21 protein-coding genes are annotated in these 23593 nt (G+C 60.8%); 6 read left to right on the plus strand and 15 right to left on the minus strand.

The window, feature by feature from the left end; genetic code table 11:
- Positions 1-103: 103 nt before the first annotated feature.
- Together lpdA and CPI83_RS21490 are read right to left on the minus strand one after the other, a co-directional pair.
- Positions 104-1507 carry a dihydrolipoyl dehydrogenase gene (gene lpdA / locus CPI83_RS21485; RefSeq protein ID WP_003941477.1) on the minus strand — a complete coding sequence of 468 codons (1404 nt, stop codon included), beginning with the start codon at positions 1505-1507 and terminating at the stop codon, positions 104-106.
- A gap of 49 nt (positions 1508-1556) precedes the next feature.
- Positions 1557-2543 (minus strand): membrane dipeptidase, encoded by a 987-nt coding sequence (locus CPI83_RS21490; protein ID WP_060939301.1) that lies wholly within the window; start codon positions 2541-2543, stop codon positions 1557-1559.
- 233 nt (positions 2544-2776) lie between these two features.
- Between CPI83_RS21490 and CPI83_RS21495 the strand changes: the two genes are divergently transcribed.
- The 3 genes from CPI83_RS21495 (at position 2777) to CPI83_RS21505 (ending at position 7234) form a co-directional block, all read left to right on the plus strand.
- The gene (locus CPI83_RS21495) at positions 2777-3826 is read left to right on the plus strand and encodes an alpha/beta hydrolase family protein (protein ID WP_021343370.1); all 1050 of its coding nucleotides are present in this window, start codon (positions 2777-2779) and stop codon (positions 3824-3826) included.
- A gap of 255 nt (positions 3827-4081) precedes the next feature.
- Positions 4082-5098 carry an alpha/beta hydrolase family protein gene (locus CPI83_RS21500; RefSeq protein WP_046378180.1) on the plus strand — a complete coding sequence of 339 codons (1017 nt, stop codon included), beginning with the start codon at positions 4082-4084 and terminating at the stop codon, positions 5096-5098.
- An 84-nt stretch (positions 5099-5182) separates the two neighbouring features.
- Positions 5183-7234: a prolyl oligopeptidase family serine peptidase gene (locus tag CPI83_RS21505; RefSeq protein WP_029254801.1), complete on the plus strand. Its 2052-nt coding sequence runs from the start codon at positions 5183-5185 to the stop codon at positions 7232-7234.
- Between the two features lie 4 nt (positions 7235-7238).
- Here CPI83_RS21505 and CPI83_RS21510 read toward each other — a convergent pair whose 3' ends face one another.
- Both CPI83_RS21510 and ppk2 read right to left on the minus strand, forming a co-directional pair.
- Positions 7239-8072 (minus strand): alpha/beta fold hydrolase, encoded by an 834-nt coding sequence (locus tag CPI83_RS21510; protein ID WP_020906717.1) that lies wholly within the window; start codon positions 8070-8072, stop codon positions 7239-7241.
- Between the two features lie 51 nt (positions 8073-8123).
- On the minus strand, positions 8124-9038 hold the full coding sequence (ppk2, locus tag CPI83_RS21515) for a polyphosphate kinase 2 (protein WP_024487730.1): 915 nt from the start codon (positions 9036-9038) through the stop codon (positions 8124-8126).
- Positions 9039-9183: 145 nt separating this feature from the next.
- Here ppk2 and CPI83_RS21520 point away from each other — a divergent pair, with 145 nt between their 5' ends.
- Positions 9184-9387, plus strand: a complete 204-nt coding sequence (locus tag CPI83_RS21520; protein WP_003941534.1) for a PspC domain-containing protein — start codon at positions 9184-9186, stop codon at positions 9385-9387.
- 94 nt (positions 9388-9481) lie between these two features.
- On the opposite strand, the gene CPI83_RS31025 is transcribed toward CPI83_RS21520, so the two are convergent.
- The 10 genes from CPI83_RS31025 to CPI83_RS21560 form a co-directional block, all read right to left on the minus strand.
- On the minus strand, positions 9482-9625 hold the full coding sequence (locus tag CPI83_RS31025) for a hypothetical protein (protein WP_003941503.1): 144 nt from the start codon (positions 9623-9625) through the stop codon (positions 9482-9484).
- Positions 9626-9688: 63 nt separating this feature from the next.
- Positions 9689-9874 carry a hypothetical protein gene (locus CPI83_RS21525; RefSeq protein WP_223304379.1) on the minus strand — a complete coding sequence of 62 codons (186 nt, stop codon included), beginning with the start codon at positions 9872-9874 and terminating at the stop codon, positions 9689-9691.
- A 212-nt stretch (positions 9875-10086) separates the two neighbouring features.
- The gene (locus CPI83_RS21530) at positions 10087-11532 is read right to left on the minus strand and encodes a wax ester/triacylglycerol synthase domain-containing protein (protein ID WP_097387680.1); all 1446 of its coding nucleotides are present in this window, start codon (positions 11530-11532) and stop codon (positions 10087-10089) included.
- Positions 11533-11668: 136 nt separating this feature from the next.
- Positions 11669-13129, minus strand: a complete 1461-nt coding sequence (locus CPI83_RS21535; RefSeq protein ID WP_097387681.1) for a wax ester/triacylglycerol synthase domain-containing protein — start codon at positions 13127-13129, stop codon at positions 11669-11671.
- A 375-nt stretch (positions 13130-13504) separates the two neighbouring features.
- Entirely contained in the window at positions 13505-13699 is a 195-nt protein-coding gene (locus CPI83_RS21540; protein ID WP_020723597.1) for a hypothetical protein, read from the minus strand.
- Positions 13700-13997: 298 nt separating this feature from the next.
- Positions 13998-14129, minus strand: a complete 132-nt coding sequence (locus CPI83_RS31345) for a hypothetical protein (RefSeq protein WP_255246887.1) — start codon at positions 14127-14129, stop codon at positions 13998-14000.
- A 722-nt stretch (positions 14130-14851) separates the two neighbouring features.
- Positions 14852-15631, minus strand: a complete 780-nt coding sequence (locus tag CPI83_RS21545) for a hypothetical protein (protein WP_157920620.1) — start codon at positions 15629-15631, stop codon at positions 14852-14854.
- Positions 15632-16216: 585 nt separating this feature from the next.
- Positions 16217-17842, minus strand: a complete 1626-nt coding sequence (gene groL, locus CPI83_RS21550; RefSeq protein ID WP_003941476.1) for a chaperonin GroEL — start codon at positions 17840-17842, stop codon at positions 16217-16219.
- A gap of 273 nt (positions 17843-18115) precedes the next feature.
- On the minus strand, positions 18116-18673 hold the full coding sequence (locus CPI83_RS21555; RefSeq protein ID WP_019744475.1) for a DUF6764 family protein: 558 nt from the start codon (positions 18671-18673) through the stop codon (positions 18116-18118).
- 81 nt (positions 18674-18754) lie between these two features.
- The gene (locus CPI83_RS21560) at positions 18755-19540 is read right to left on the minus strand and encodes an HAD-IIA family hydrolase (RefSeq protein WP_019744476.1); all 786 of its coding nucleotides are present in this window, start codon (positions 19538-19540) and stop codon (positions 18755-18757) included.
- A gap of 82 nt (positions 19541-19622) precedes the next feature.
- On the opposite strand from CPI83_RS21560, the gene CPI83_RS21565 reads away from it, so the two are divergent.
- The gene (locus CPI83_RS21565) at positions 19623-20768 is read left to right on the plus strand and encodes a PucR family transcriptional regulator (protein ID WP_019744477.1); all 1146 of its coding nucleotides are present in this window, start codon (positions 19623-19625) and stop codon (positions 20766-20768) included.
- Positions 20769-20924: 156 nt separating this feature from the next.
- Positions 20925-22178, plus strand: a complete 1254-nt coding sequence (locus tag CPI83_RS21570) for an FAD-dependent oxidoreductase (RefSeq protein WP_019744478.1) — start codon at positions 20925-20927, stop codon at positions 22176-22178.
- On the opposite strand, the gene CPI83_RS21575 is transcribed toward CPI83_RS21570, so the two are convergent.
- Positions 22150-23541, minus strand: a complete 1392-nt coding sequence (locus tag CPI83_RS21575; RefSeq protein WP_019744479.1) for an amino acid permease — start codon at positions 23539-23541, stop codon at positions 22150-22152. The genes CPI83_RS21570 and CPI83_RS21575 overlap by 29 nt on opposite strands.
- Between the last annotated feature and the right edge of the window lie 52 nt (positions 23542-23593).

Here is a 23593-nt window from a genome sequence, read left to right on the forward strand (position 1 = left end):
ATGGCGGTTTCGCAACACAACTCGACACAAAAGACGAAAACCCCGTGTGCCTTTCCGGTAGTGCGAACTACCGAAAAGGCGCACGGGGCCGAAGGCCCTGCCGTCAGAAGTTGATCATGTGGCCGGCGAGGCCGTGGATCGCTTCCTGCAGTGCCTCACTGAGTGTGGGGTGGGTGTGGACGTTGCGTGCCAACTCGTTGACCGTGAGGTCCCACTTCTGGGCCAAGGTCAGCTCGGGCAGCAGTTCCGAAACGTCCGGTCCGATGAGGTGCCCGCCGAGCAGTTCGCCGTACTTCTTGTCGGCGATCAGCTTGACGAAACCGGTCGGGTCACCGAGACCGTGTGCCTTGCCGTTGGCGGCGAACGGGAAGTTCGCGACCTTGACGTCGTAGCCCTCGGCTTTGGCCTGCTCCTCGGTCAAACCGAACGAGGCGACCTGCGGCTGGCAGAACGTCGCACGCGGCATCATCCGGTAGTCACCGAGTGTCTGCGTCTCCGCGCCGCCGATGGTCTCGGCAGCGACGACAGCCTGAGCTTCTGCGACGTGCGCGAGCTGCAGCTTGGCGGTGACGTCACCGATGGCGAAGATGTGCGGGACGTTGGTGCGCATGTAGTCGTCGATCGCGATGGCGCCGCGATCGGTCAACGCGACACCGGTGTTCTCGAGACCGAAGCCCTCCACGCGCGGTGCGAAGCCGACGGACTGCAGAACCTTGTCGACGACCACGGTCTCGATCTCGCCGGACTTGTTGTCCTTGATCGAGACGGTGACCTTGCTGCCGTCGTCGCTGATGGACTGCACAGCGGCACCGGTCTTGATGGTGACGCCGAGCTTCTTGTACTGCTTGGCGATTTCCTTCGAGACGTCGGCGTCCTCGTTGGGCAGTGCCCGATCGAGGAACTCGACGATCGTGACGTCGACGCCGTAGTTCTTGAGGACGTAACCGAACTCCATGCCGATCGCGCCGGCACCGACGATCAGGATCGAACCCGGAAGGTCACGGGTGAGGATCTGCTCTTCGTAGGTCACGACGTTCTCGCTCAGCGAGGTGCCGGGCAGCAGCTTGGTGTACGAACCCGTCGCGATGATCGCGTTGTCGAACGTGATCGTCTCGGTGCCACCCTTGCTCAGCTCCACGCTGATGGTGTTGGCGTCGACGAACGTGCCCTTGCCGTCGTACTCCGGGATCTTGTTCTTCTTCATCAAGAAGTGAATGCCCTTGACTCGCCCGTCCGCGACCTTGCGGCTGCGATCGAAAGCGGAGCCGAAATCGAAGGACACGTCTCCGGACATGCCGAACGTCTTCGCTTCTTTCGTGAAGATGTGCGCGAGTTCGGCGTTACGGAGAAGCGCCTTGGACGGAATGCAGCCGACATTCAGGCATACACCGCCCCAGTACTTCTGCTCGATGATGGCGGTGCTCAGGCCCAGTTGTGCCGCGCGGATAGCAGCGACGTACCCACCGGGGCCGGCTCCGAGGACAACGACGTCATAGTGTGAGGTCACGATTCACCAGGGTAGTCCTGCATCGTTTCGCTGTCCCCAGATGGTCGCATTACCCGTCGGTAGCCCACACTTCTCGGGCAACTCGGGCGAAATTTCCGCCGTACACGGCCTCGATCGACGGCTCGTCGAAGCCCCGCTCACGCAATACCTGATCAAGTGTCAGCACGTCCTCCGGAGGAGTCCACTGCAGTGGCCCCCACGCGGTGTACGCCTCGGAGAACGACGACGGGTTCTGCTCGATCTCTTCGCGGAAGTCGTCGGCGTCGAAGGAGAAGTCGGAGCCGATCCCGACATGATCGATGCCGACGAGTCCCACAGCCTCTTCGATGTGGTCGGCCATCGCGGACAGCCGAGCCTGGTCGTCATCCGGTCCGTTGACGCCGAGGAATATGCCCACGCCGTTGATCCCGATGACGCCGCCGGTCTCCGCACACGCTCTGGCCTGATCGTCGGTGATGTTGCGCGGATGCTCCCACAACCTTCGGAGGTTCGAGTGGCTGTAGATCATTGCTCGCTGGGTGATAGCTGAGATGTCCAACCCCGTCTGTACCGAACAATGTGAGCCGTCGACCGTCATTCCGACGCGATTCATCTCGGCAACCAGGTCACGGCCGTATCCACTCAACCCCGTGTCCGCCAGGTCCAAGCAGCCGCAGCCGGCAGCGTTCATGTAGTTATACGTCGGCAACATCGAGCGGACTCCGAGGTCGTAGAAGTACGAGACGTTGGCCAGGTCTCCCTCCAGCGGATTCGAGTCCTCCAGGTCGAAGGCCAGGGCGATTCCGCCGGACTCCTGAATCTCGACGACGCCGTCGACGGTGAAGACAGGGGTTATCTCCGGGAACTCGACCCGCGCCTGCCACGCGAAACTCTTGGCGATTGCCGTCGAGTCCGCGCGAGTCTGCGGCGAGTAACCGACGTTCACCGAAACGTAACTCCCCGCTGGGCGCTGATATCGGAGAAGATCTTCGACAGACGCGTTCGACTGCAGAGGTAGGCAACAATGTTGTTCCCATAGTGGATATGTCCGGTTCACTCACTAATCCCGTCGATGATCAGGGAAATTCACCTGAAACTGGTCGTACGTTCAGCAAATCTCTGGTTCACTGGCGGATAACGCACCGATGCGGTAGAACTTACAAGACTCACACGCCCTGTACCTATCGACAGAGCATGTACCCAGCATGAATTCCCGCACGGGAACAGCAACAAAGGACCGTTCACTCCTGGGCGGATTCGAAGGAATTTTAGGTGGAGGTTTCTGAACGTATGCGTGCTCGCACTTTCAAGCGTGGCCGTCTGGTCGCCGCTGTAGCCGCAGTATCCGTGCTGCCGATGCTGATCAGCCCTGCAGTGTCGTCCGCAGGCGGAGATCCGTCGACCACCACGGCAACTGTTGCCAAGGCAAACACAACGGGTTCCAAGCTCTCGAGCCGCACGGACAACGGGCGCATCGCCACCATCAAGGTGTACTCACCTTCCATGGGACGCGACATTCCGCTCGAGGTCATCCTCCCAGCAGACGGCAGCGAACCCCGCCCGACGCTCTACCTGCTCAACGGTGCAGGCGGCGGCGAAGACCGGGCGACGTGGCAGCGTCAGACCGACGTCAACGAGTTCTTCGCTGACAAGAACGTCAACGTCGTCACCCCGCTCGAAGGTGCATTCAGCTACTACACCGACTGGGTGAACGACGACCCGTCCCTCGGCCGTCAGAAGTGGCAGACGTTCCTGACCCAGGAACTCCCGCCCGTCATCGACGCCGAGTTCAACACCAACGGCGTCCAGTCGATCTCCGCGATCTCGATGACCGCGACCTCGGTCCTCAACCTCGCCATCGCAGCTCCGGGCCTCTACAAAGGCGTCGGTGCATACAGCGGATGCGCCGAGACCAGCACACCGGTCGGCCAGTCCTCCATCGAACTGGTTGTGGGCATGCGCGGCGACGCTGACGTGACCAACATGTGGGGCCCCCTCGACGGCCAGGGCTGGATCGACAACGACCCCGTCGTCAACGCCGAGAAGCTCCGCGGCACCGAGCTCTTCATCTCCACCGGCTCCGGACTCCCCGGCCCGCACGACACCCTGAACAACGAGGCGATCAACGGACAGGTCGGCACACTCGCCAACCAGGTGATCGTCGGCGGCGTCATCGAGGCAGCAGTCAACTACTGCACCCACAACCTCGCCTACCGCCTCAACGATCTCAAGATCCCGGCCACCTTCGACTTCAAGCCGACCGGCACCCACTCGTGGGGCTACTGGGAAGACGATCTCCACAACTCCTGGCCGATGCTCGCTCGTTCGATGGGCATCTGACCGAAATCGTTCCGACTCGACCCCGCTCCCTGCACTTCCGGGAGCGGGGTCGAGTGCTTGTCTGGGCCGATTCGGGGGTTAATTCGGGGGTTAATTCCGGGGCCAATTCAATTGTCAGGCAATCGAATCGCGTCACTTTCTGCGCTCGCTCTGCTTTACTGACACATAACAAAAAGTGAACCTGTTCCAGTAAGGGCTCACAGGCACTTCGATCCGTTCCGGATCCGAAGACATTCAGGTGGAGGATCCGAACGTATGCGTGCTCGAATTTTCAAGCGTGGCAGTGTGATCGCAGCTCTCGCAGTGGCCACGGTGCTGCCGATGCTGATCAGTCCGGCGACAGCTTCTGCGGGCGGTGACACGTCCGGATCGCACGTCGTGAGCAACACCAAGACCGGCGACCGCAAGGTCACCATCTCGGTCTTCTCCCCGGCGATGGATCGCAACATCCCGCTCGAGGTCATCCTCCCAGCAGATGGCAGCGAACCCCGCCCGACGCTCTACCTGCTCAACGGTGCAGGCGGCGGCGAAGACTCGGCGACCTGGCAACGCAAGACCGACGTCATGAACTTCTTCCAGGACAAGAACGTCAACGTCGTCACTCCACTCGAAGGCGCATTCAGCTACTACACCGACTGGGTGAACGACGATCCGGTTCTCGGTCGCCAGAAGTGGCAGACGTTCCTGACCCAGGAACTCCCGCCCGTCATCGACGCCGAGTTCAATACCAACAAGGTCCAGTCGATCTCCGCGATCTCCATGACCGCGACCTCGGTCCTCAACCTCGCCATCGCGGCTCCCGGCCTCTACAAGGGCGTCGGCGCGTACAGCGGATGCGCTGAGACCAGCACCCCCGTCGGTCAGAGTGCGATCGAACTTGTCACAGGTACCCGCGGTGGAGCTGACATCACCAACATGTGGGGCCCGCTCGACGGGCAGGGATGGAAGGACAACGATCCGGTCCTCAACGCCGAGAAGCTCCGCGGCACCGAGCTCTACGTCTCCACCGGCTCGGGACTCCCCGGCCCACACGACACTCTCGCCAACCCCGCGATCAACGGTCAGGTCGGTGCGCTCGCCAACCAGGCGATCGTCGGCGGCGTCATCGAGGCAGCGGTCAACTACTGCACCCACAACCTCGCCTACCGCCTGAGCGATCTGAAGATCCCGGCCACCTTCGACTTCAAGCCGACCGGCACCCACTCGTGGGGCTACTGGCAAGACGATCTCCACAACTCCTGGCCGATGCTCGCTCACTCCCTGGGCGTCTGACCCGATTCGTTCTCACTCGACCCCGCTCCAGTGTTTCGGGAGCGGGGTCGAGTGCTGTCGGGAGCGAGCAGTAAGAATGGACGTATGACTTCCGATCAGCAGCCCACCACCGGCGACGACCCCTACCTCTGGCTCGAAGACGTGACCGGTGAGTCTGCACTCGATTGGGTCCGTCAGCACAATGCCGTGACCGAGGAGCAGCTCACCGACAACGAGCGCTTCGATCGACTGCAGAGCGACGTGCGCGAGATCCTCGATACCGACGCGCGAATTCCCTACGTCCGCCGTCGAGGTGAGTTCCTCTACAACTTCTGGCGCGACAGCACCCACGTTCGCGGATTGTGGCGACGCACGACGTTCGATCAGTACGTCACCGACGACCCGGAATGGGACGTCCTGGTCGACCTCGACGCCCTGGCCGAGGCCGAGGGCGAGAACTGGGTCTGGAAGGGCACGCAACTTCTACGGCCACACCGCAACCGTGCATTGATCAGCCTCTCCCGCGGTGGGGCAGACGCGGCGGTCGTTCGCGAGTTCGACATCGACAAGCGCGAGTTCCTCGCTCCCGAGGGCGAGAATCCCGGCTTCTACCTTCCCGAGGCCAAGACCGACATCGACTGGATCGACATCGATACCGTCTACGTCGGAACGGATATCGGACCGGGGTCGCTCACCGATTCCGGATATCCCCGTCTGGCCCAGCGGTGGAAGCGCGGCACTCCCCTCTCCAGCGCCGAGACCGTCTACGAGGGCCAGGCCACGGACGTGGCCATCTCGGCTTCGCACGATCCGACGCCCGGGTTCGAACGAGACTTCGTCACTCGCTCGGTCGATTTCTACAACTCTCAGCATTTCGAAGTTCGCCCCGACGGTGAATTGGTGCTCGTGGACGTCCCCGAGGACGCCGGGATCTCGATTCACCACGAGTGGTTGTTGATCCGCACCAAGTCCGTGTGGGCCGTCGAGGACACCGAATATCCGACCGGCGCACTGCTTGCCATCCGTTACGACGATTTCCTTGCCGGCTCACGAGCACTGACATCGATCTTCGAACCCGACGCACATTCCTCACTCGAGCACTACACCTGGACACGCGATCATCTGATTCTCGTGGTACTCACCGACGTCCGCACCACGCTGCGCATCCTGACACCGGGCGAAAACGGCTGGGAGGATCGACCTTTCGAAGGGCTTCCAGAACTGACCAGTATCGAAATTCTCGACACCGACCCCGATGTCAGCAATGAATACTTCGTCAACTCGAGTGGATACACCTCCCCTGCAACTCTTTTGCACGGCGTGATCGGCGAAACCGAACCCACTGCCCTCAAGCAGGCTCCCTCGTTCTTCGATGCCGAGGGCATCACCACAGAGCAGTTCTTCGCCACCTCTGCCGACGGCACCCAAGTTCCGTACTTCGTGGTGCGCAGTCCGCGTAACGAGCCCGGCCCCACCCTGCTCTACGGGTACGGCGGATTCGAGATCTCGCTGACGCCGTCGTACAGCGGTTCTCTGGGCCGTGCCTGGCTGACGCAGGGCGGCACCTACGTGGTTGCGAACATTCGTGGTGGCGGCGAGTACGGACCCGGTTGGCACACACAGGTTCTCAAGGCCGGTCGCCACAAGGTGCACGAAGACTTTGCTGCCGTCGCGAGGGACCTCGTCGATCGCGGAATCACGACCCCGGATCTTCTGGCAGCTCAGGGCGGAAGCAACGGCGGCCTGCTGATGGGCATCATGCTGACCAAGTACCCCGAGCTCTTCGGCGCCATCGTCTGCCAGGTTCCGCTGTTGGACATGCGGCGATTCCATCTCCTGCTGGCCGGCGCTTCGTGGATGGCCGAATACGGTGACCCCGATGTCCCGGAGGAGTGGGCATTCATCTCGGAGTACTCGCCGTATCAGAACATCGACGCCGCCGCGTCGTACCCACCGATCCTGATCGCGACGTCCACCCGCGACGACCGCGTCCACCCCGCGCATGCCCGCAAGATGGCCGCACGGCTGGAAGAGCTGGGCAAGCCGGTGCTGTATTTCGAGAACATCGAGGGTGGCCACGGCGGCGCCGCGGACAATGCTCAGCTGGCCTTCAAGACTGCGCTGACCTACGAGTTCCTCTGGCAGAAACTCGGCTGATCTTTCAGCGGTCGCGCAACCACGCGACGACGCGCTCGCTCACAGCGGTGGGATTGCGTATCCAACCGTTGTGACCGAGTGGTTCGTCGATGTGCGTCATCGTCACTTGGGCCCCGGAGAGCTTGTCCACCAGGTTCTTTGCCGACCGGCGTGGAGCGAGATCGTCCCCTTCGATCGTGATCGACAGAACCGGCAAGGTCAGGCGAGCGATCCGCTCCTCGTAGTCGATATCCGCACCGACGGGTTCCATGCGACCGGTCCTGGCGAACCGGGCCCAATCGGTGATCAGTACTTTCGACTGTCGACCGAAGCCGCCGACGTTGACCCGGTCTCCCGGCCAGAAGCCGGCGATGTTGGCTGTCACCGACATCGCGGACGAGCCCAGATAGAGTCCGGGCGCACGGATTCCGGGGAATCCGCGGTGATACGGCGATCCGGAGGCAACCAGGATCAGTCCGCCGAGCCGGCCCCGAATCCTGGACGCGTACATGACCCCGATCTGGCCGCCCATGCTGTGCCCCATCAGAAATGGTGTGCTGGCCGGAAACCGCTCACGCACCACCTCGAACGTCGCCGGACAATCGATCGAGACCAGTTCCTGATATCCGAAAACACTCGACGCGCTCGGGCGCGGTTTGCTGTCACCTTGGCCACGCAGTTCACCGATGGCCGCATTGAAGCCGGCTTCGACCAGGGCCTGCGCCACCGGATCGTAGAACCCGGCGGGAACTCCGAGCCCGGGCAACATCACCACCACGGGTGCGTCGTCGTTCGGTCCGGGAAACAGACGGATCGGGGTCACGGTGCCGTCGGGGAGTTGGATCGGTACGGTCTCCATTCAACTCACACTAACCACCCACGCCGCGGATGGGCAGAGCCCACGCGCCGACTATTCGAGGCTTCCCACGATCAGCGGATCCGGAGTACCCACGATCTCGTAATCCTTGTTGTCGTAATCGAACTGACTGAGCACGTGACGCATCGCGTTTATCCGCGCGCGTTTCTTGTCATTGCTCTTGATGACGGTCCACGGAGCGGTGTCGGTATCGGTGAACCGAATCATCTCTTCCTTCGCCGCTGTGTACGCATCCCACTTGTCCAGAGAAGCGATGTCCATCGGCGAAAGCTTCCACTGCCGAACGGGATCGACCTGTCTGATCGCGAACCGCGTGCGCTGCTCCAGCGGTGAAACCGAGAACCAGAACTTGATCAAGCTGATGCCGTCGTCGACGAGCATCTGCTCGAACAACGGCACCTGGCGCAGAAAACGCTCGTGCTCCTCGTCGGTGCAGAAGCCCATGACCCGCTCGACCCCGGCCCGGTTGTACCAAGACCGATCGAACATCACCAGTTCCCCGGCTGCGGGAAGGTGCTGCACATAGCGCTGGAAGTACCACTGCGTCGACTCGCGAGCCGACGGCTTCTCCAATGCGACGACCCGTGCGCCGCGAGGATTGAGGTGCTCCATGAATCGTTTGATCGTTCCGCCCTTGCCGGCGGCGTCGCGTCCTTCGAACACTATGGCGTGCCGTGCGCCGGTTTCTTTCGACCAGTTCTGCAGCTTGAGGAGTTCGATCTGCAGCAGACGCTTGGACATTTCGTACTCGTCCCGAGGCATCCGTGCGTCGTACGGGTAGCCCTCCCGCCAGGTGTCGACCTCGAAACCGTCCGGCGACGTCAGCAGCACCGGATCGTCGTCGTCATTGTCGTCGACGGTGAAGGCGGCGGTGTCGGCCAGATCGACGGCGGTCGAGAGATCCGCGAAGGCGCTGAGGAACGGTCGGCGTTCTGCTAAATCGGTCACCGCCGACAAGTTAGTCTCCCGCAGCAACTGTTCGGTGAAGCTGGGATGAACTACCGGGGTATGACACGGCGGCCTCAAAAGATCAGGGTGCAGATGGGGGTCGTCCCCGATGGTGCGCGGCGCCATCTCGCTTCAGAATTGAAGCATGACATTCGAAAGCAACACACCTCGCCCCTTCACCCGTTCCAACGACAAGAAAATGTTCGCCGGAGTGTGCGGCGGAATTGCAGATTACTTCGGCGCCGACGTAAATCTTGTCCGTCTACTCGCGGTTATCGCCGCTATTTGCACGGGTGGAACCGCGGCTTTGGTATATCTCGCCGCCTGGATGCTCATGCCGTTAGGTTGAGAATTCCGGCAATTGACATGGCGAGAATTACGCGCCGACAAAAAGGTATTTCGGGGCCTACGCGCCAACACGAGCAGGCCCCGAAATCGACAATCTACTTGGCGGCCTTCAACTCTCCACCGCTGAGCGCAGCGAGGGCCTCGAGACCCTTGACGGCCAGGCCACTGACGCTGCCCAACCCCTGACCGATGATCGCACCGACTGAGCCGGCAGCGTCCATGACAGATCCTTCAAGCATGACGTTCTCCTTTAGATGTTCAGTGGTTCACTTGGGACGAGCAAATGACGCCGATCAGAAAACTCAGGGAACGACAGGCGGCGTAAAGCTGAGGGTGTCGAGAGATCCGAAGATTCCACCGGCGGTGTCAGCCAGTGAACCGAAGAGGTTTGCACCGACATTGTCCAATCCCAGCAGCATTGTCAGCAAAGCCTGCATCGGTGCACCGTCCCCATTCGGACCACCGAGAATATCCATCAACGAACCCATGTTCAGCTCCTCGCGTAGGTGATTCTTTTTACCGTCGGTGACGATTATCGAACCAGTCCGGCGGTAGACACTCGACGTGTCGACAGTCACATTAATCCGCGAGATAACGACTCGACACCACTACGGACAATTACCTTAATTAGGATGAATTCGACAGAAATTTCCCGAACACAAATCGTCGATTCACCACAAGTTCCGACGCAAGTTGCTCTTTATCGTTCGCCTACCTCACGATTTTGGTCAGAAACTGCCTGCAGAAGCGTCGTGAACCCCACCCGCAACAATTCGACGTAGTGCTCGATATCCGGCATCGTCTCTTGCGAGACGATGACATTGAGCGTCAGAGAACCTCCACGCGCGGCAATGAGGAAGTGGCGCAGAATGTCTCCGTCGACCGGCGCCTGCCCGCCGAGAACTGCCACCGCCGGCGCACCTTCGAAAACATTGCCGTCGACTGATACCGGGACATTGCTGATCGTCGTGTTCTGAATGACCTTGTGCGAAGGGTCCAGCTTGTTGAGCCGACGCGAGAGACCGGTGAGTCTGAGCAGAGCCGCAGGCGAGGTTTCGATGCGTGTGCCGTAACGACGGACGGCTGGGTGTGAACTCCGCCCTTTGGCCCTCAGCGCCGAATCTCTGATTCGTGTCAGCCGCTCGACCGGATCTTCGACGTCTGTGTGCAGATCGACCGTCAACAGCGCCAGTTGGTTGGCCGATTCCCATTCGGCTATCTTCCGCATTGATCGGGGAACCATCGCCGCCAACCCACTGGCCGATTTCTCGCCCTTCTCCGACAGGTATGCGTCGAGAGCACCGGCGACGACGGTCAGGAAGATGTCGTTGACCGTCACGTCCGGAACGGCCGCTCGGATCGCTTTGATGTCTGCGCCGTCCAGCGTCAGGAAATCGATCGTGATGTCTCCGCCCAGCACGCCGTTGAATCGGGTCGGTAGGCGGTCGGCCGAGTACGTAGGTAGCTCTCCGGCCTCTTCCGCCTCCCGAACCGTCTCGGCCGCAACCTTTGTCACGGACAGACCCCGGCCGAAGCGGATCGCCTGGCCGGGCAAACCGACGACCGTGCGCCCGATCAAATCCAGCGACGAAAGCCCCGAACCGGCACGCTTCGTCTCCGGCTTCGGCGGACCGGAGAACAGAAGGTTGGTCAGATCGCGGATCGCCAGACCGTCACCGGCCCCGTGGTGGGTCTTGAGCATGATCAGCGTCAGATTGCCCGGCAGCTCGTGGATCCCGTGCACGCCGGTCATGACGTGCAACTCCCAGGGCGGCCGGGACAGGTCCATCGGCTCCCCGAGCGAGCGCCCGAGCAATTCACGAACCGGCGCCCACCCGGCAACAGGGGCACGATGGACGTGCACGTGATCATCGACGTCGAAATCGGCCGGGACCCAATAGGGATAGTCCAGATCCAGCGGAACTCGCTGGAGTCGACTCGTGAACAGTGGCCAGTAGCCGAATCTTTCGGTGATCCACCGAACCGCGTCGTCGTGCGTCATCTCTGCGAGCGGATGGCCCGTCGTGTCGAAGAAGTAGGCGCAGACCATGTGGCTCAGATGTCCGCCGGACTCGTTGTAGACGAACTCCGCGTCTCGCGGTCCCATCTGAGATACCGCGGCTGGCAACGAGTTCCGAAAGATCATACATGCCCCTCAATTCCGACGCTGAACGAATGTCCGAATTGTAGCGAGCTGACATGCAGATCCTCGGGGTTCTGCTCGGAATCGTTGGGTATCACCGGATCCAGCAATCAGAGAAGGTGCCTGCGATTCCGATCGATCAGGAGGCGACCTCTTGGTTAGGTGAATCCGCCGTCTGCATTGCGGCTGCCGCCGCCAAATCATCGAAACTTGCTCGCAGTAGTTCGATGTAATGGTGGAGATCGGGCATGGTCGCGGTATCCGCGATGACGTTGAGGGTCAGTCCCCCACCTGCTGCGGCGACCATGAAATGCCGTAGCCCGTCGCCGTCAACCGGGGGCTGGGTTGCCAGCACGGCTGCACCCGGTGCACCGTTCAATGTCAGCCCTTCAACAGAGAGCGGAATATTGCTCACCATTGTGTGCTGGTAGCGGGGACGAGTGACATCGTGGGAATTCCTACTTCGCGCAAAAGCAATGAATCTCAGCAGGAATGCCGGCGCCGTTTCGATCGCGGCGTCCACACGGCGCGTGGCAGGGTGGGAAGTGCGTACCTTCTCCGAACGCGAGGATTGCGCGATGAGTGCCAATCGTTCCAGCGGCGCCGCAACGGACGTGTGCATATCGACTGACAAGGTCACCAGTTGATTGGCAGACTGCCACTCCTCGACCTTGCGCATCGAGCGAGGCACCATTGCCACCAAGGATCCCCCTGGCGGCTCACCATTTTCTGTCAGATACCGCGACAGCGCACCACCGACGATCGCCAGGAGAACATCGTTGACAGTGGCGCCTGGAACCGCGTGTTTGACCCCACCGATTACGGCACCTGGAAGGGTTAATTGCTGCAGCGTTCCCGATCCGCTGACTTTGCCGTTGAACCTGGTAGCCGGACGTTCGTTGAGGCTCTCGAACCATTCACCGGCCGATTGGGCCGCGTTCGCACTTCGTTGAGCAGCGCGATTCCCTGGAACGCTCCGGGCGAATCTGAACATCTGGCTGGGAATGCTCGCCAACGATTCGAGGAGTACACGCACCTTCAATAGTCGAGGTACTGGAACGTGTCGGGCGGCTCGCTCTTCACCAGAGAAGATGGATTCCCCCAACATCCGGATTGCTATCCCATCCGCTGCGCTGTGGTGGGACTTGAGCACTACGGCGGTCAGCCTCCCGTCCAGATCGTCGAGACCTTCGATTCCGTTGAAGAAGTGCAACTCCCATGGCGGACGGGTCAAGTCCATCCGTGAAGTCATCAAAGCACTCAAAGGCTTCTCTAGTGACGCCCAACCAGGCTCCGTGAGGTCTGTGACGTGTACGTGGTCACGGATGTCGAAGTCATTGACTGGCATCCAGTACGGATGATCGAGTCCGAGCGGGATACGACCTACCTTGTGGGTGAACATGCGATGGTGGCCGAGCCGTGCGGTCACCCATTCGACTGCTTGCTCGCGCGAGAACTCCGACTCAGGGCGCTGAGAAGTATCGAAGAAATACACCCCTATCAAATGCCCCAGATGGCCGTCCGCCTCGTTGTAGATGAAATCGGCATCACGCGGGCTCAACCGCGCCACCTGCACCTCAAATTTGCTGGGCAATCGCATCGACAATACCTCGTCTCACTGCATCGGTGATCGTGACCGGAACTCGAAACCGAATGATCCCCGAGGCGTACGTCAGCCTCGGGGATCATTCGGACTCGGTGGCGTATTCCAATTCAGACTCCACCAAGAATTTCCTACTTCGGATTCTGAAGCATCTTGCTTCCGGCGGAGGTGAGGCCCGCTGTGTCGATAACCCATTGCACGATCGAAGTCAGGTATCTTTCAAGCATTGTGCATTTCCTTTCATCACACTGGGAAGGACGAAAGCGCGTTCAGGTATTTCCCGATCGTGCCCACGAGATCAACCGACCCGAAACTGACGAGATCGGACAGGTACGTCAATGATCCGTTCAACATTTCTTTCTCCTCTTCGGATTAGGTGCCGGCTATGGAGCCGAGGCCGGATTGGATCGATCCGGCTGACGCAGCGGATCCTGTGACACCCAGTTCAATGAAAGAAGAGATAGCTGCGAAAACTCCCTCGATGATTCCCTTGAGAGCCGCCAAAGGCAACTGGACCGAGTTCGCGTCGATGCTGCCGACCGCGTCGATCAAACTTGCTGTATCCACTGTACTTCCACACTCCTTGGAATTCGTTCGTTCGGGTTTCGAAAAGAAAAACAGCGGAGTCCATCAGATCTGCGTGGCCGTTATCCAAACACGCGGGTCTTGACGATTCCGAATTACGGCAGAGGGGGAACCTGCCATCCCAGGTCGATCGACGACATTATCGGCGCGAAAATGATGCCCGCAATGACCGACTTGATCAACCCTCCCATTTCGCCTTCGAGCACATCAGCGACCGATCCCAAACTACCCATCATTCACTCCCACTGTCAGAAAGATCCTCGGAAATTGAAACTATCGATCAGCTGAGTTCGATAGCGGATACCAACGAGCCTGTGCCGGCCTCTACGCCCGGCAGCATCGACCCGCTCCATGTGTTGGCCAGCAGATCGGTGAACAATTGCGCAGTCGCTTGGAGGAACATGACGATCATACTGATTCCCACCCTTTCGTAGGTCTTGGATTACTCATAGGACGTTTACATCGGACCGCTTGCAGTAGCCCACAAAGAACTGGTCCGAGCAGCAGAGAGAAAGATTTTGCAAACCAGGTAACCGATATTCTTCGGGGCGTACGCGCCCTTTCGCGGCTGTGGGGTGACATCAAGGTAGTGCAGAAGAGCCCGATTTGGGGAACTTTCGGCTAAACATTTTGAAGCTTTCTGAAACCTGTTCCATTTTTGCAGGTCGCGGGCCCGAGCCGGCCACAATTTCTACTGAAATCCATCAACACACCGCACTCAATAGCTTCGGCAACGCGGCACTACACACTGCAACGTATCTGCCGACGAGTGCAATCGATCTGCCCACCAATACTTTTCGACGGCAACGCGCTGCAGTCGCCGCAGAGCAAAAGTACTAGTACTCGAGGAGGTACCCCTCCCGAAATACCGCCGAAAGTGCTAGCGCCCGTGTAGATCTCACACGGAACAGATTTGAACGTGCCCATGCGTCCGATCACCCCTGGGCATGCAGACCCTCCCAGCCAAATTGCCCTAGTGCGCGCTCCCACCTCACCTGAGAGCCGGAAGCGCCACATCGGTTGCGCGCACCCGATATTTAACTTCCTCCACAATATGGTTACCTTCATCCAGAAATTGAATGAAGGTAACCATTTCATTGGTGTGTACTAATACTGTCGATCACCAATCTTCGTTCAGGGGTGCAGGTCCCCGCCCAAATCGTTGGTTGCCAACACACTTCCGATATCGGAGTCGGAGCGAGCACTGACATCAGTAGCGAGACACATTGTCGCGGCTTTTTGCTCGAAACCAAGGAAAGTTGCGACCGACGTGAAGGTCAGGAAGTTCTTCGAATTGGCATACTTTCCTGCATCGCCATCACGGTTGATCTCCAGGTACAGATCGGCATCGTCAGTCTGATTGATCGTGATCCCGGGCTGAACGAAAGACGTTGTCGCTCCTGCTACCGCAGGCACGGTGATTCCACTCAAGAGCAGATAGGACCCCGTCGCGCTGGGCGCGAGGGTAGCGTCAACACGAGTGACGGCGGGCGTCCCTGTGTAGCCGCTTCCTGCAGTACCCACCGCGGCCGACACAAACTTGGACGTGTCGGTGATCTTGTACACCATTCGCACATTTTCAAGTCGCTTCATGGCAAAGGGGGTGGAGTTGTTGAAAACCTGCGTGCCTGGCTGCACATGAAAAGTGTTTGCCGTGGGATGCGTGACATTTTCAGTGAACGCGACCAAACTCTGGTGAACATTCGCAATTCCGGACGCTACCGGATCACCCATGCACGCCATGTTATCCGTGGTGGCAACCGTGTGAGCCGATGCGGGCGAAACTGCAGCAAGCACCAGCCCTATCGCAGCTGCGGGTATTGCGACGCTGGTAGCAATTTGACGAACAGCTGAATGACGCATCTTCTTCATCGTTCCTTCATCTCTCTCGAATTTAATTCCAGATTTCATCATGAAGTAATCCCCAATAAAAGGGATAGACGGATGAAGCAGTTGAAGGTATCAGGATATCTTCAACTACCGAAAGCATGCTTCACTCTCTGCAGCACACAATCACTGCTATCGAGAACCGAGCATGTGCATCAAACATTCGAAGAAACTGAATCAGAACCGCGCGCACCGGCCTGTTCGAATTTTGACGCCCGATCCGCGTTGCCCGAAGCGTCGACTCTGGGGGCTATGCGGCATTTGCGAGCGTAGACCATACTTCTGAAACGTGTACCAGTTTTCCTGGAGCAGCTCTAAACTCCCGAATTCTCGACAACATTAGCGAAAGCAAGGGTATCCGTTTAGCTAGACTTAAGTAGCAAGAAAATTCGCCGTCAAGGCCCAGAATATCCTACAAAAGTACGAACCTGAGGGCATTTATCGTGGCCTTACTACTTTTGTACGAACTTGAATTTGATCCGGAATCGGTGGACAGCCAAACAGCGCAATCGCGTCGCAGTAGTCGACAAAATGCCCGCATTATCTCCAGACAAGCAAAAGCCCGGCCCACCGAATGGTGGGCCGGGCTCTAGGAGCTAGGTGGAGATGGACTCAGAAGTCCATGCCGCCCATGCCGCCGGTCGGATCGCCTGCAGGCGCTCCGGCCTTCTCGGGCTTGTCAGCGACAACGGCTTCGGTCGTCAGGAACAGAGCCGCGATGGACGCTGCGTTCTGCAGTGCCGAGCGGGTGACCTTGACCGGGTCGTTGATGCCTGCAGCGAGCAGGTCGCCGTACTCGTTGGTCGCAGCGTTGAGGCCGTGACCTGCGGGCAGGTTGGAGACCTTGTCCGCAACAACGCCGGGCTCGAGGCCTGCGTTGAATGCGATCTGCTTGAGCGGAGCGGACAGTGCAACGCGAACGATGTTCGCGCCGGTTGCCTCGTCACCTTCGAGCTTGAGGTCGTCCAGTGCGGGAGCTGCCTGGAGAAGTGCAACGCCACCACCGGCGACGATGCCCTCTTCGACGGCTGCCTTTGCGTTACGCACTGCATCTTCGATGCGGTGCTTGCGCTCCTTGAGCTCGACCTCGGTAGCAGCGCCGGCCTTGATGACTGCAACGCCGCCGGCCAGCTTGGCCAGACGTTCCTGCAGCTTCTCACGGTCGTAATCCGAGTCGCTGTTCTCGATCTCGGCGCGGATCTGGCTGACACGACCGGCGATTGCGTCGGCGTCGCCGGCACCCTCGACGATGGTGGTCTCGTCCTTGGTGATGACGACCTTGCGTGCCTGGCCGAGGAGCTCGAGGCCTGCGGTCTCCAAGGAGAGTCCGACCTCTTCGCTGATGACCTCGCCACCGGTGAGGATGGCGATGTCGGCGAGCTGAGCCTTACGACGGTCACCGAAGCCGGGAGCCTTGACGGCAACAGACTTGAAGGTGCCACGGATCTTGTTGACCACGAGGGTGGAGAGAGCTTCGCCCTCGACGTCCTCGGCGATGATCAGGAGCGGCTTGCCGGACTGGATGACCTTCTCCAGCAGGGGCAGCAGGTCCTTGACCGTGGAGATCTTGGAGCTGACGAGCAGGATGTACGCGTCTTCGAGGACGGCTTCCTGACGCTCTGCATCGGTGGCGAAGTACGCCGAGATGTAGCCCTTGTCGAAGCGCATGCCCTCGGTGAGCTCGAGCTGCAGGCCGAAGGTGTTGGACTCCTCGACCGTGATGACGCCTTCCTTGCCGACCTTGTCCATAGCCTCGGCGATGAGCTCACCGATGGACGGGTCGCCGGCGGAAATACCGGCGGTAGCAGCGATCTGCTCCTTGGTGTCGATCTCCTTGGCGGTCTCGAGCAGGCGAGCTGTGACAGCCTCGACAGCCTTCTCGATGCCGCGCTTGAGGCCGAGCGGGTTCGCGCCGGCTGCGACGTTGCGCAGGCCTTCACGGACCAGAGCCTGTGCGAGAACGGTAGCGGTGGTGGTGCCGTCGCCAGCGACGTCGTCAGTCTTCTTGGCGACCTCCTTGACGAGCTCGGCGCCGATCTTCTCGTACGGGTCGTCGAGTTCGATCTCCTTGGCGATGGAAACACCATCGTTGGTGATCGTGGGGGCGCCCCACTTCTTTTCGAGAACGACGTTGCGACCCTTGGGGCCCAACGTCACCTTGACAGCGTCGGCGAGGGCGTTGAGCCCTCGCTCGAGGCCACGACGTGCCTCTTCGTCGAACGCGATGATCTTTGCCATTGCGAAGTGATCCTCCGGATAGGGGGTGACACACAAGGTGACCGCTCGTCGGGTCACCTCATCGGCACAAGGCGACCGTTTGACCAGTCACCTCATTACACGGGCGACCGATTTGCCTGGTCACCCATCTACGCCTGTGGTCTAGTCAGTGCCCGCGACGGACGACCGGGGGTGTCTATGGTTCCCGGTCTCACTGCCTCGACCTGGCACTCACGGTTCGCGAGTGCCAACTGCATTTTTAGCACTCGAGCGTGCCGAGTGCAAGGTTGAGCCTCAGCCCGCGATGCAGAACTGTCCGTTACTCAAATTGACCGCAAACGAGAGCACTCCGACGCAGTCGACGCCGTTGGCATCGGCCGTAGCGCCCGCTCCGTAACCGGCGATGGCGAAGGTGACGTTGCCGTCAGCCGCCCCGGCCCGCGCGATACCGCCGCCGAGCGCAAATGCCTGCGCCTGACCGTTACCGCGAGAAGCCCCCAGCGCGGTTCCGAAGCCGTTTGCATATGAATTGGAGTAGCCGTTGTCGGCGGCGACGCTCACAGCGGTACCGCTCTCGGCAGCACCGGCCTGCGAACGGCCGGCTCCGACGGACTGCGCGCCGCAGCTCGCGGTCTCTGAGACCTGGATATCATTGGCCGACGGCGGCGAGACACACGTGACGGGGGCTGCCGAAGCAGCTCCCGCACCGGTCAGCGCCAGCCCGGCGGCGAGCCCCATACCTACAGTCATCACAGCCCCTGTTCTCGCCAGGCGGCCCCCCAACCGACTACTGGAAATTCCGCTGACTCGAGAGGATGAGCGACGGAACCAGACTGACGAGATCAAGGGCATAGAAAACTCCTTCGTGGAACAAGTTCATTGGATTCGGGCGCGAGAGTACCCGCTCGAGTGAAGTCCGTCACCCCCGCCTGGTCAAGCCTCGAGGACGACCCCGAGAAGGGCCGGAAGATCCGCGACCGAATCGATGACATGATCAGGCTTCTGAACCGACAGGTCGAGCACTGTTTGCCGAAACTTGCCTGTGCGCACCAGAACTCCGGTCAGGCCGACCCGCTGTGAGGAGAGGACGTCCCCGATCAGGTCGTCGCCGACCATCACCGTCGCCTCAGGTTCGACATGCATCAGCTCCGTGGCTGTCAGGAACCCCGTGAGAGACGGTTTACCCACTGCGGCGATATTTACACCTGCCACTTCCTCGAAGCCCGGCAAGTACGTTCCGGTGTCGATCCGAAGGCCGTCTACGGTCTCCCACATCATCCCGCGGTGCATCGCGACGACGGGCACACCGGCGAGCAGAAGTTCGAGCACTCGGCTCAGCGCCTCGTGGCTGAACTCCGGGCCGGCGCCGCCGAGAATCACGACCTCCGGATCGGCGTCGTCGAATTCGATTCCCTCGAGATCGGCAGACACGTCACCGTGATTGAGGACCCACGCCCGCGCGTCCGGGTACGTCGCCCGCACGTACTCCCCTGTGAGCCTGGCGGCAGTAACTATCTGGCTCGCCTCGACCTCGATACCGGCGTCGCACAACCCCTGCGCGATGAGCGTCGAACTGCGCGAGGTTGTGTTGGTCAGAAATCCACAGGCCAATCCGCGCCGCCGAACTTCGCGTACTGCTTCCCCTGCTCCCTCGATCGGCTGCCAGGACGTGAGCAGGACTCCGTCGATATCGAACAGAACACCTTCGATGTCGGCCATTGCACCAGCCTATATTCGCCATCGAGGTCCTGCCGAGGCGTCGTAACCCGAAATCCGTCGATCGCTCAGTAGGCTCCCACCCATGGACCTGCGCGACGACGACCTCTTCTCCGTTGCCGGTTCTCTGGCCGAATTGCTCGGCGCTCCCGTCACGATCGAGGACGAGAACTCGACTGTCCTCGCGTACTCCGGCGGCGAGCAGGCCGTGGACGAAGCTCGCATCGGCACGATCCTCGGCCGGCAGGTACCCAGCCGATTCCGCCAATTACTCTCCGATGCAGGAGTATTCGATCGCCTCCACCGAGAGAGCGACCCCATCTACGTCGATCTCGAAGACCCTGCGATCACGCCGCGACTGGTCATCGCAGTTCGCGAGAACGATCACCCCGTCGGCTCGATCTGGGTCGCACTCGCCGGAACACCGACGCCCACACAGGAATCGATACTTCGATCCGCGGTATCTGTCGTGGCCGAGAGAATCGCCTCGGAGCGTGACCGGGTCGACAGCACACGCCGTCGTCAATCCCAGCGCGTCCAGGCTCTGATCGGTGGTGGCGAACCCGCATTCCGCGCCGCCGACGACTTGCGGTTGGCAGGCCCGCTCACCGTCGTCGCCGTCGGAACCGTTGCGGGACCACTGCCGGCGGGGTTGGTCGCGTCCTTGAGCTTGTACCTCGACACTCTGGCCGTCGACGCCGTTGCCGCTCAACTGTCCGAGACCATCTACCTTGTCATCGCGACAGACGAGACCAACGCTCGCCGATTGTCCGCCGACTTCCTCACCCGCGCCCGTGGCCGCGAATTCCTGGCAGTGGCCGTCGGCCGGACCGTGAAGTCTGCAAGCGAATCACATCTTTCGCGCTCGGACGCCGACCATGTTCTCGGAGCGCTTCGTCATGGCCGGTCCGGCGGAACCGTCGCGGGAATGAGGGACACGTTGGCCTCCGTTCTCGCCCTGCACGTCGCCGACATCATCGACGGACTCGGCGACTCCACACCACTCGGAAGCCTCGAACGTCACGACTCTCAGCACGGCAGCGATCTGGTCGCGACGGCAAAGGCCTTTCTCGAGCACGGCGGTGACGTGGCGAATTCTTCTGCCGCACTGCATGTTCACCCCAACACGCTCCGCAACCGCCTGCGTCGAGGCAAGGAGATGTGCGGCGTCGATCTCACCGATGCCGACACCCGCCTCATTCTCATGTTGCAGTTCAAACTCGCTCGCTGAGCAGGCGTGGCGGCGCGTTGTGCGAATCCACAACGCGGCAGCTCCGACGATGGCCGAACGGCCAGTCCTTTTGCCGCCCCCGCGATTCATGCTTGAGAGAAGAGCCGGATGTGACCGGCGTCTCGGTTCGAGCAGAGTCTGTAGAAGGAGTGCGTCATGGGAACTCGTCAGAGCCCCGATCGTGTGGTCGTGGTCGGTGCGGGTGTTGTCGGATTGTCGACGGCCTGGTTCTTGCAGGAACGTGGAGTCGAGGTCACCGTCGTCGATCGCGACGGCGTCGCAGCCGACGCGAGCTGGGGCAACGCCGGTTGGCTTGCCCCCGCATTGACGCTTCCGCTGCCCGAACCCGCAGTGCTCCAATACGGCTTGCGCGCGATGCTCAGCCCGTCGTCCCCGGTGTACGTGCCACTGACCACCGATCTGAAGCTGATTCGGTTCCTGGTCGGGTTCGCGCGCCACTGCACGCCGTCGAAGTGGCAGGAAGCGATGTCGGTCTACACCGAGGTCAACCGAACAGCCTTGGGCGCGTACGACGAACTCGCCGACGGTGGCGTCAAAGAGCTGACCCGCCTGGCCGATCCTTTCCTCGCCGCGTTTGCGTCCGAGAAGGACCGACAGACTTTGGTGGACGAGTTCCATCACGTCGAGGCCGCGGGCGGCGAGGTCGACTTCGACCTCCTCGACTACGACGCGATTCACTCGCTCGAGCCTTCACTCGGTCAGGGTGTGAAAGCCGGTTTGCGTCTGCGTAATCAGCGTTTCATCGATCCCCCGTTGTTCGTGAACTCGTTGGCGGACGCGGTTCGTGAACGTGGTGGAGAAATCGTCAGCGGTTTCGACGTCACGCAGATCGACGATCGGGTCGGCGGAGTCACTGTTCGCAGTGCACACGGTGATTCACGCGACGGCGACGCCGTGGTCATCTCGAGCGGTGCCCGCTTGAACAAGCTCGCAGCAACGTTCGGTGTGCGCAAACTGGTGCAGGCCGGACGCGGATACAGCTTCAGTGTCAAGCCCGAGCACCTCCCCAAGAACCCTGTGTATTTCCCCACCCAGCGCGTCGCATGCACTCCGTTGCACGATCGCTTCCGAGTGGCCGGAATGATGGAATTCCGCAGCCCTGACGCGCCGCTGGATCCGCGCCGCGTGCAGGCGATCATCGATGCGGCCAAGCCGATGCTCAGCGGCATCGACTGGACTGCGCGGGAAGAGGAATGGGTGGGATCACGACCGTGCACTACCGACGGCTTGCCGTTGATCGGAGCCACGAAGTCGCCGCGGGTGCACGTCGCCGGTGGTCACGGGATGTGGGGAATCGCCCTGGGTCCGTTGACCGGAAAGATGGTGGCCGACTCGATGACCGGCGCTCAGACGCCGACCGTCATGCGCCACTTCGATCCGCTGCGCTGACAGCCGGTTTCACCCACTTGTAGTACGCGCCCGTCAGCAGAACCAGCCATCCGGCACCGACGAGCAGCGCAACTCGGGTATCGGCGATGACGCCGAGCAACACGATGACAAAAGCCAGGAACACGATCGCGAAGATCTGACCGTACGGCCACAGCGGCACTGGAAACTTCAGTGCCGCTGTTTCGTCTGCACTCATCTGAGCGCGGGAACGGAACTGCGAGAGCAGGATCATGATCCAGACGAAAATCGTGGCAAAGGTGGCCAGCGAGGCGATGACGAGGAACACCTGGTCCGGGATCAGGTAGTTGAGCAGTACTCCCACCAACAGGGCACCGGTCATGATGACAACGGTCATCCACGGAACACCGTTGGCGGAGACTCTCTTCATCACCTGCGGGGCCTGACCGGCATGCGACATTCCGAACATCATGCGACCCGCACCGAAAACGTCGCTGTTGATGGCGGACAGGGCCGCGGTGATGACAACGATGTTGAGGATCGATGCGGCCGTTCCCAATCCGAGGTTCTCGAAGATCTGGACGAACGGGCTGTTGTCGGAGTTGATGGTCTGCCACGGAATGATCGCCATGATGACGGCGAGGGTGCAGATGTAGAAGAGAATGATGCGCACCGGGACCGTGTTGACGGCTTTCCTGATGGTCTGCGCCGGATCCTCGGCTTCGCCCGCGGTGATACCGATGATCTCGGTGCCACCGAACGCGAACATGACGATCGCGAAACACGCGACGAATCCGCCGAAGCCCGTCGCGAAGAACCCGCCGTCCGACCAGAGGTGGCTGATTCCGGCATCGGTGTCGTGAACGCCGAATCCGAACACGATGATCGCGATGCCGCCGGCGATCATCGCGATGATGGCGGTGATCTTCACGAGCGTGAACCAGAATTCCAGTTCGCCGAACACCTTGACGCTCAACAGGTTTATCGCGCCGATGAAGAAGACGACAGCCAGAACCCAGATCCATCTCGGTACGTCCGGGAACCAGAACTGCATGTACAGCCCGAAGGCGGTGACGTCGGCGAGGCACACGATCACCATCTCGAACGTGTACGTCCACCCGGTCATGAAACCGGCGAGTGGTCCGAGGTGCTTGTTCGCGTACTCGCTGAACGAACCGGAAACCGGGTTACGGACCGCCATCTCGCCGAGCGCTCGCAACACCAGGTAGACCGCGATACCGCCGATCAGGTAGGCCAGGAGCACCGACGGGCCGGCTCGTTTGATGGCCTCGGCGCTGCCGTAGAACAGTCCGGTTCCGATGGCTGATCCGAGGGCGATGAAGCGGATATGGCGCGCTGTCAGCCCTCGCTTGAGGCCATCCTGCGTCGCGGCGTCGCTGTTCACTTCTCGGTACTCCAGTCGGATGGATCGTCATACGTGCGCGAACCATTGTCCG

The sequence above is a fragment of the Rhodococcus sp. H-CA8f genome, assembly GCF_002501585.1.
GTDB classification, from domain to species: domain Bacteria; phylum Actinomycetota; class Actinomycetes; order Mycobacteriales; family Mycobacteriaceae; genus Rhodococcus_F; species Rhodococcus_F erythropolis.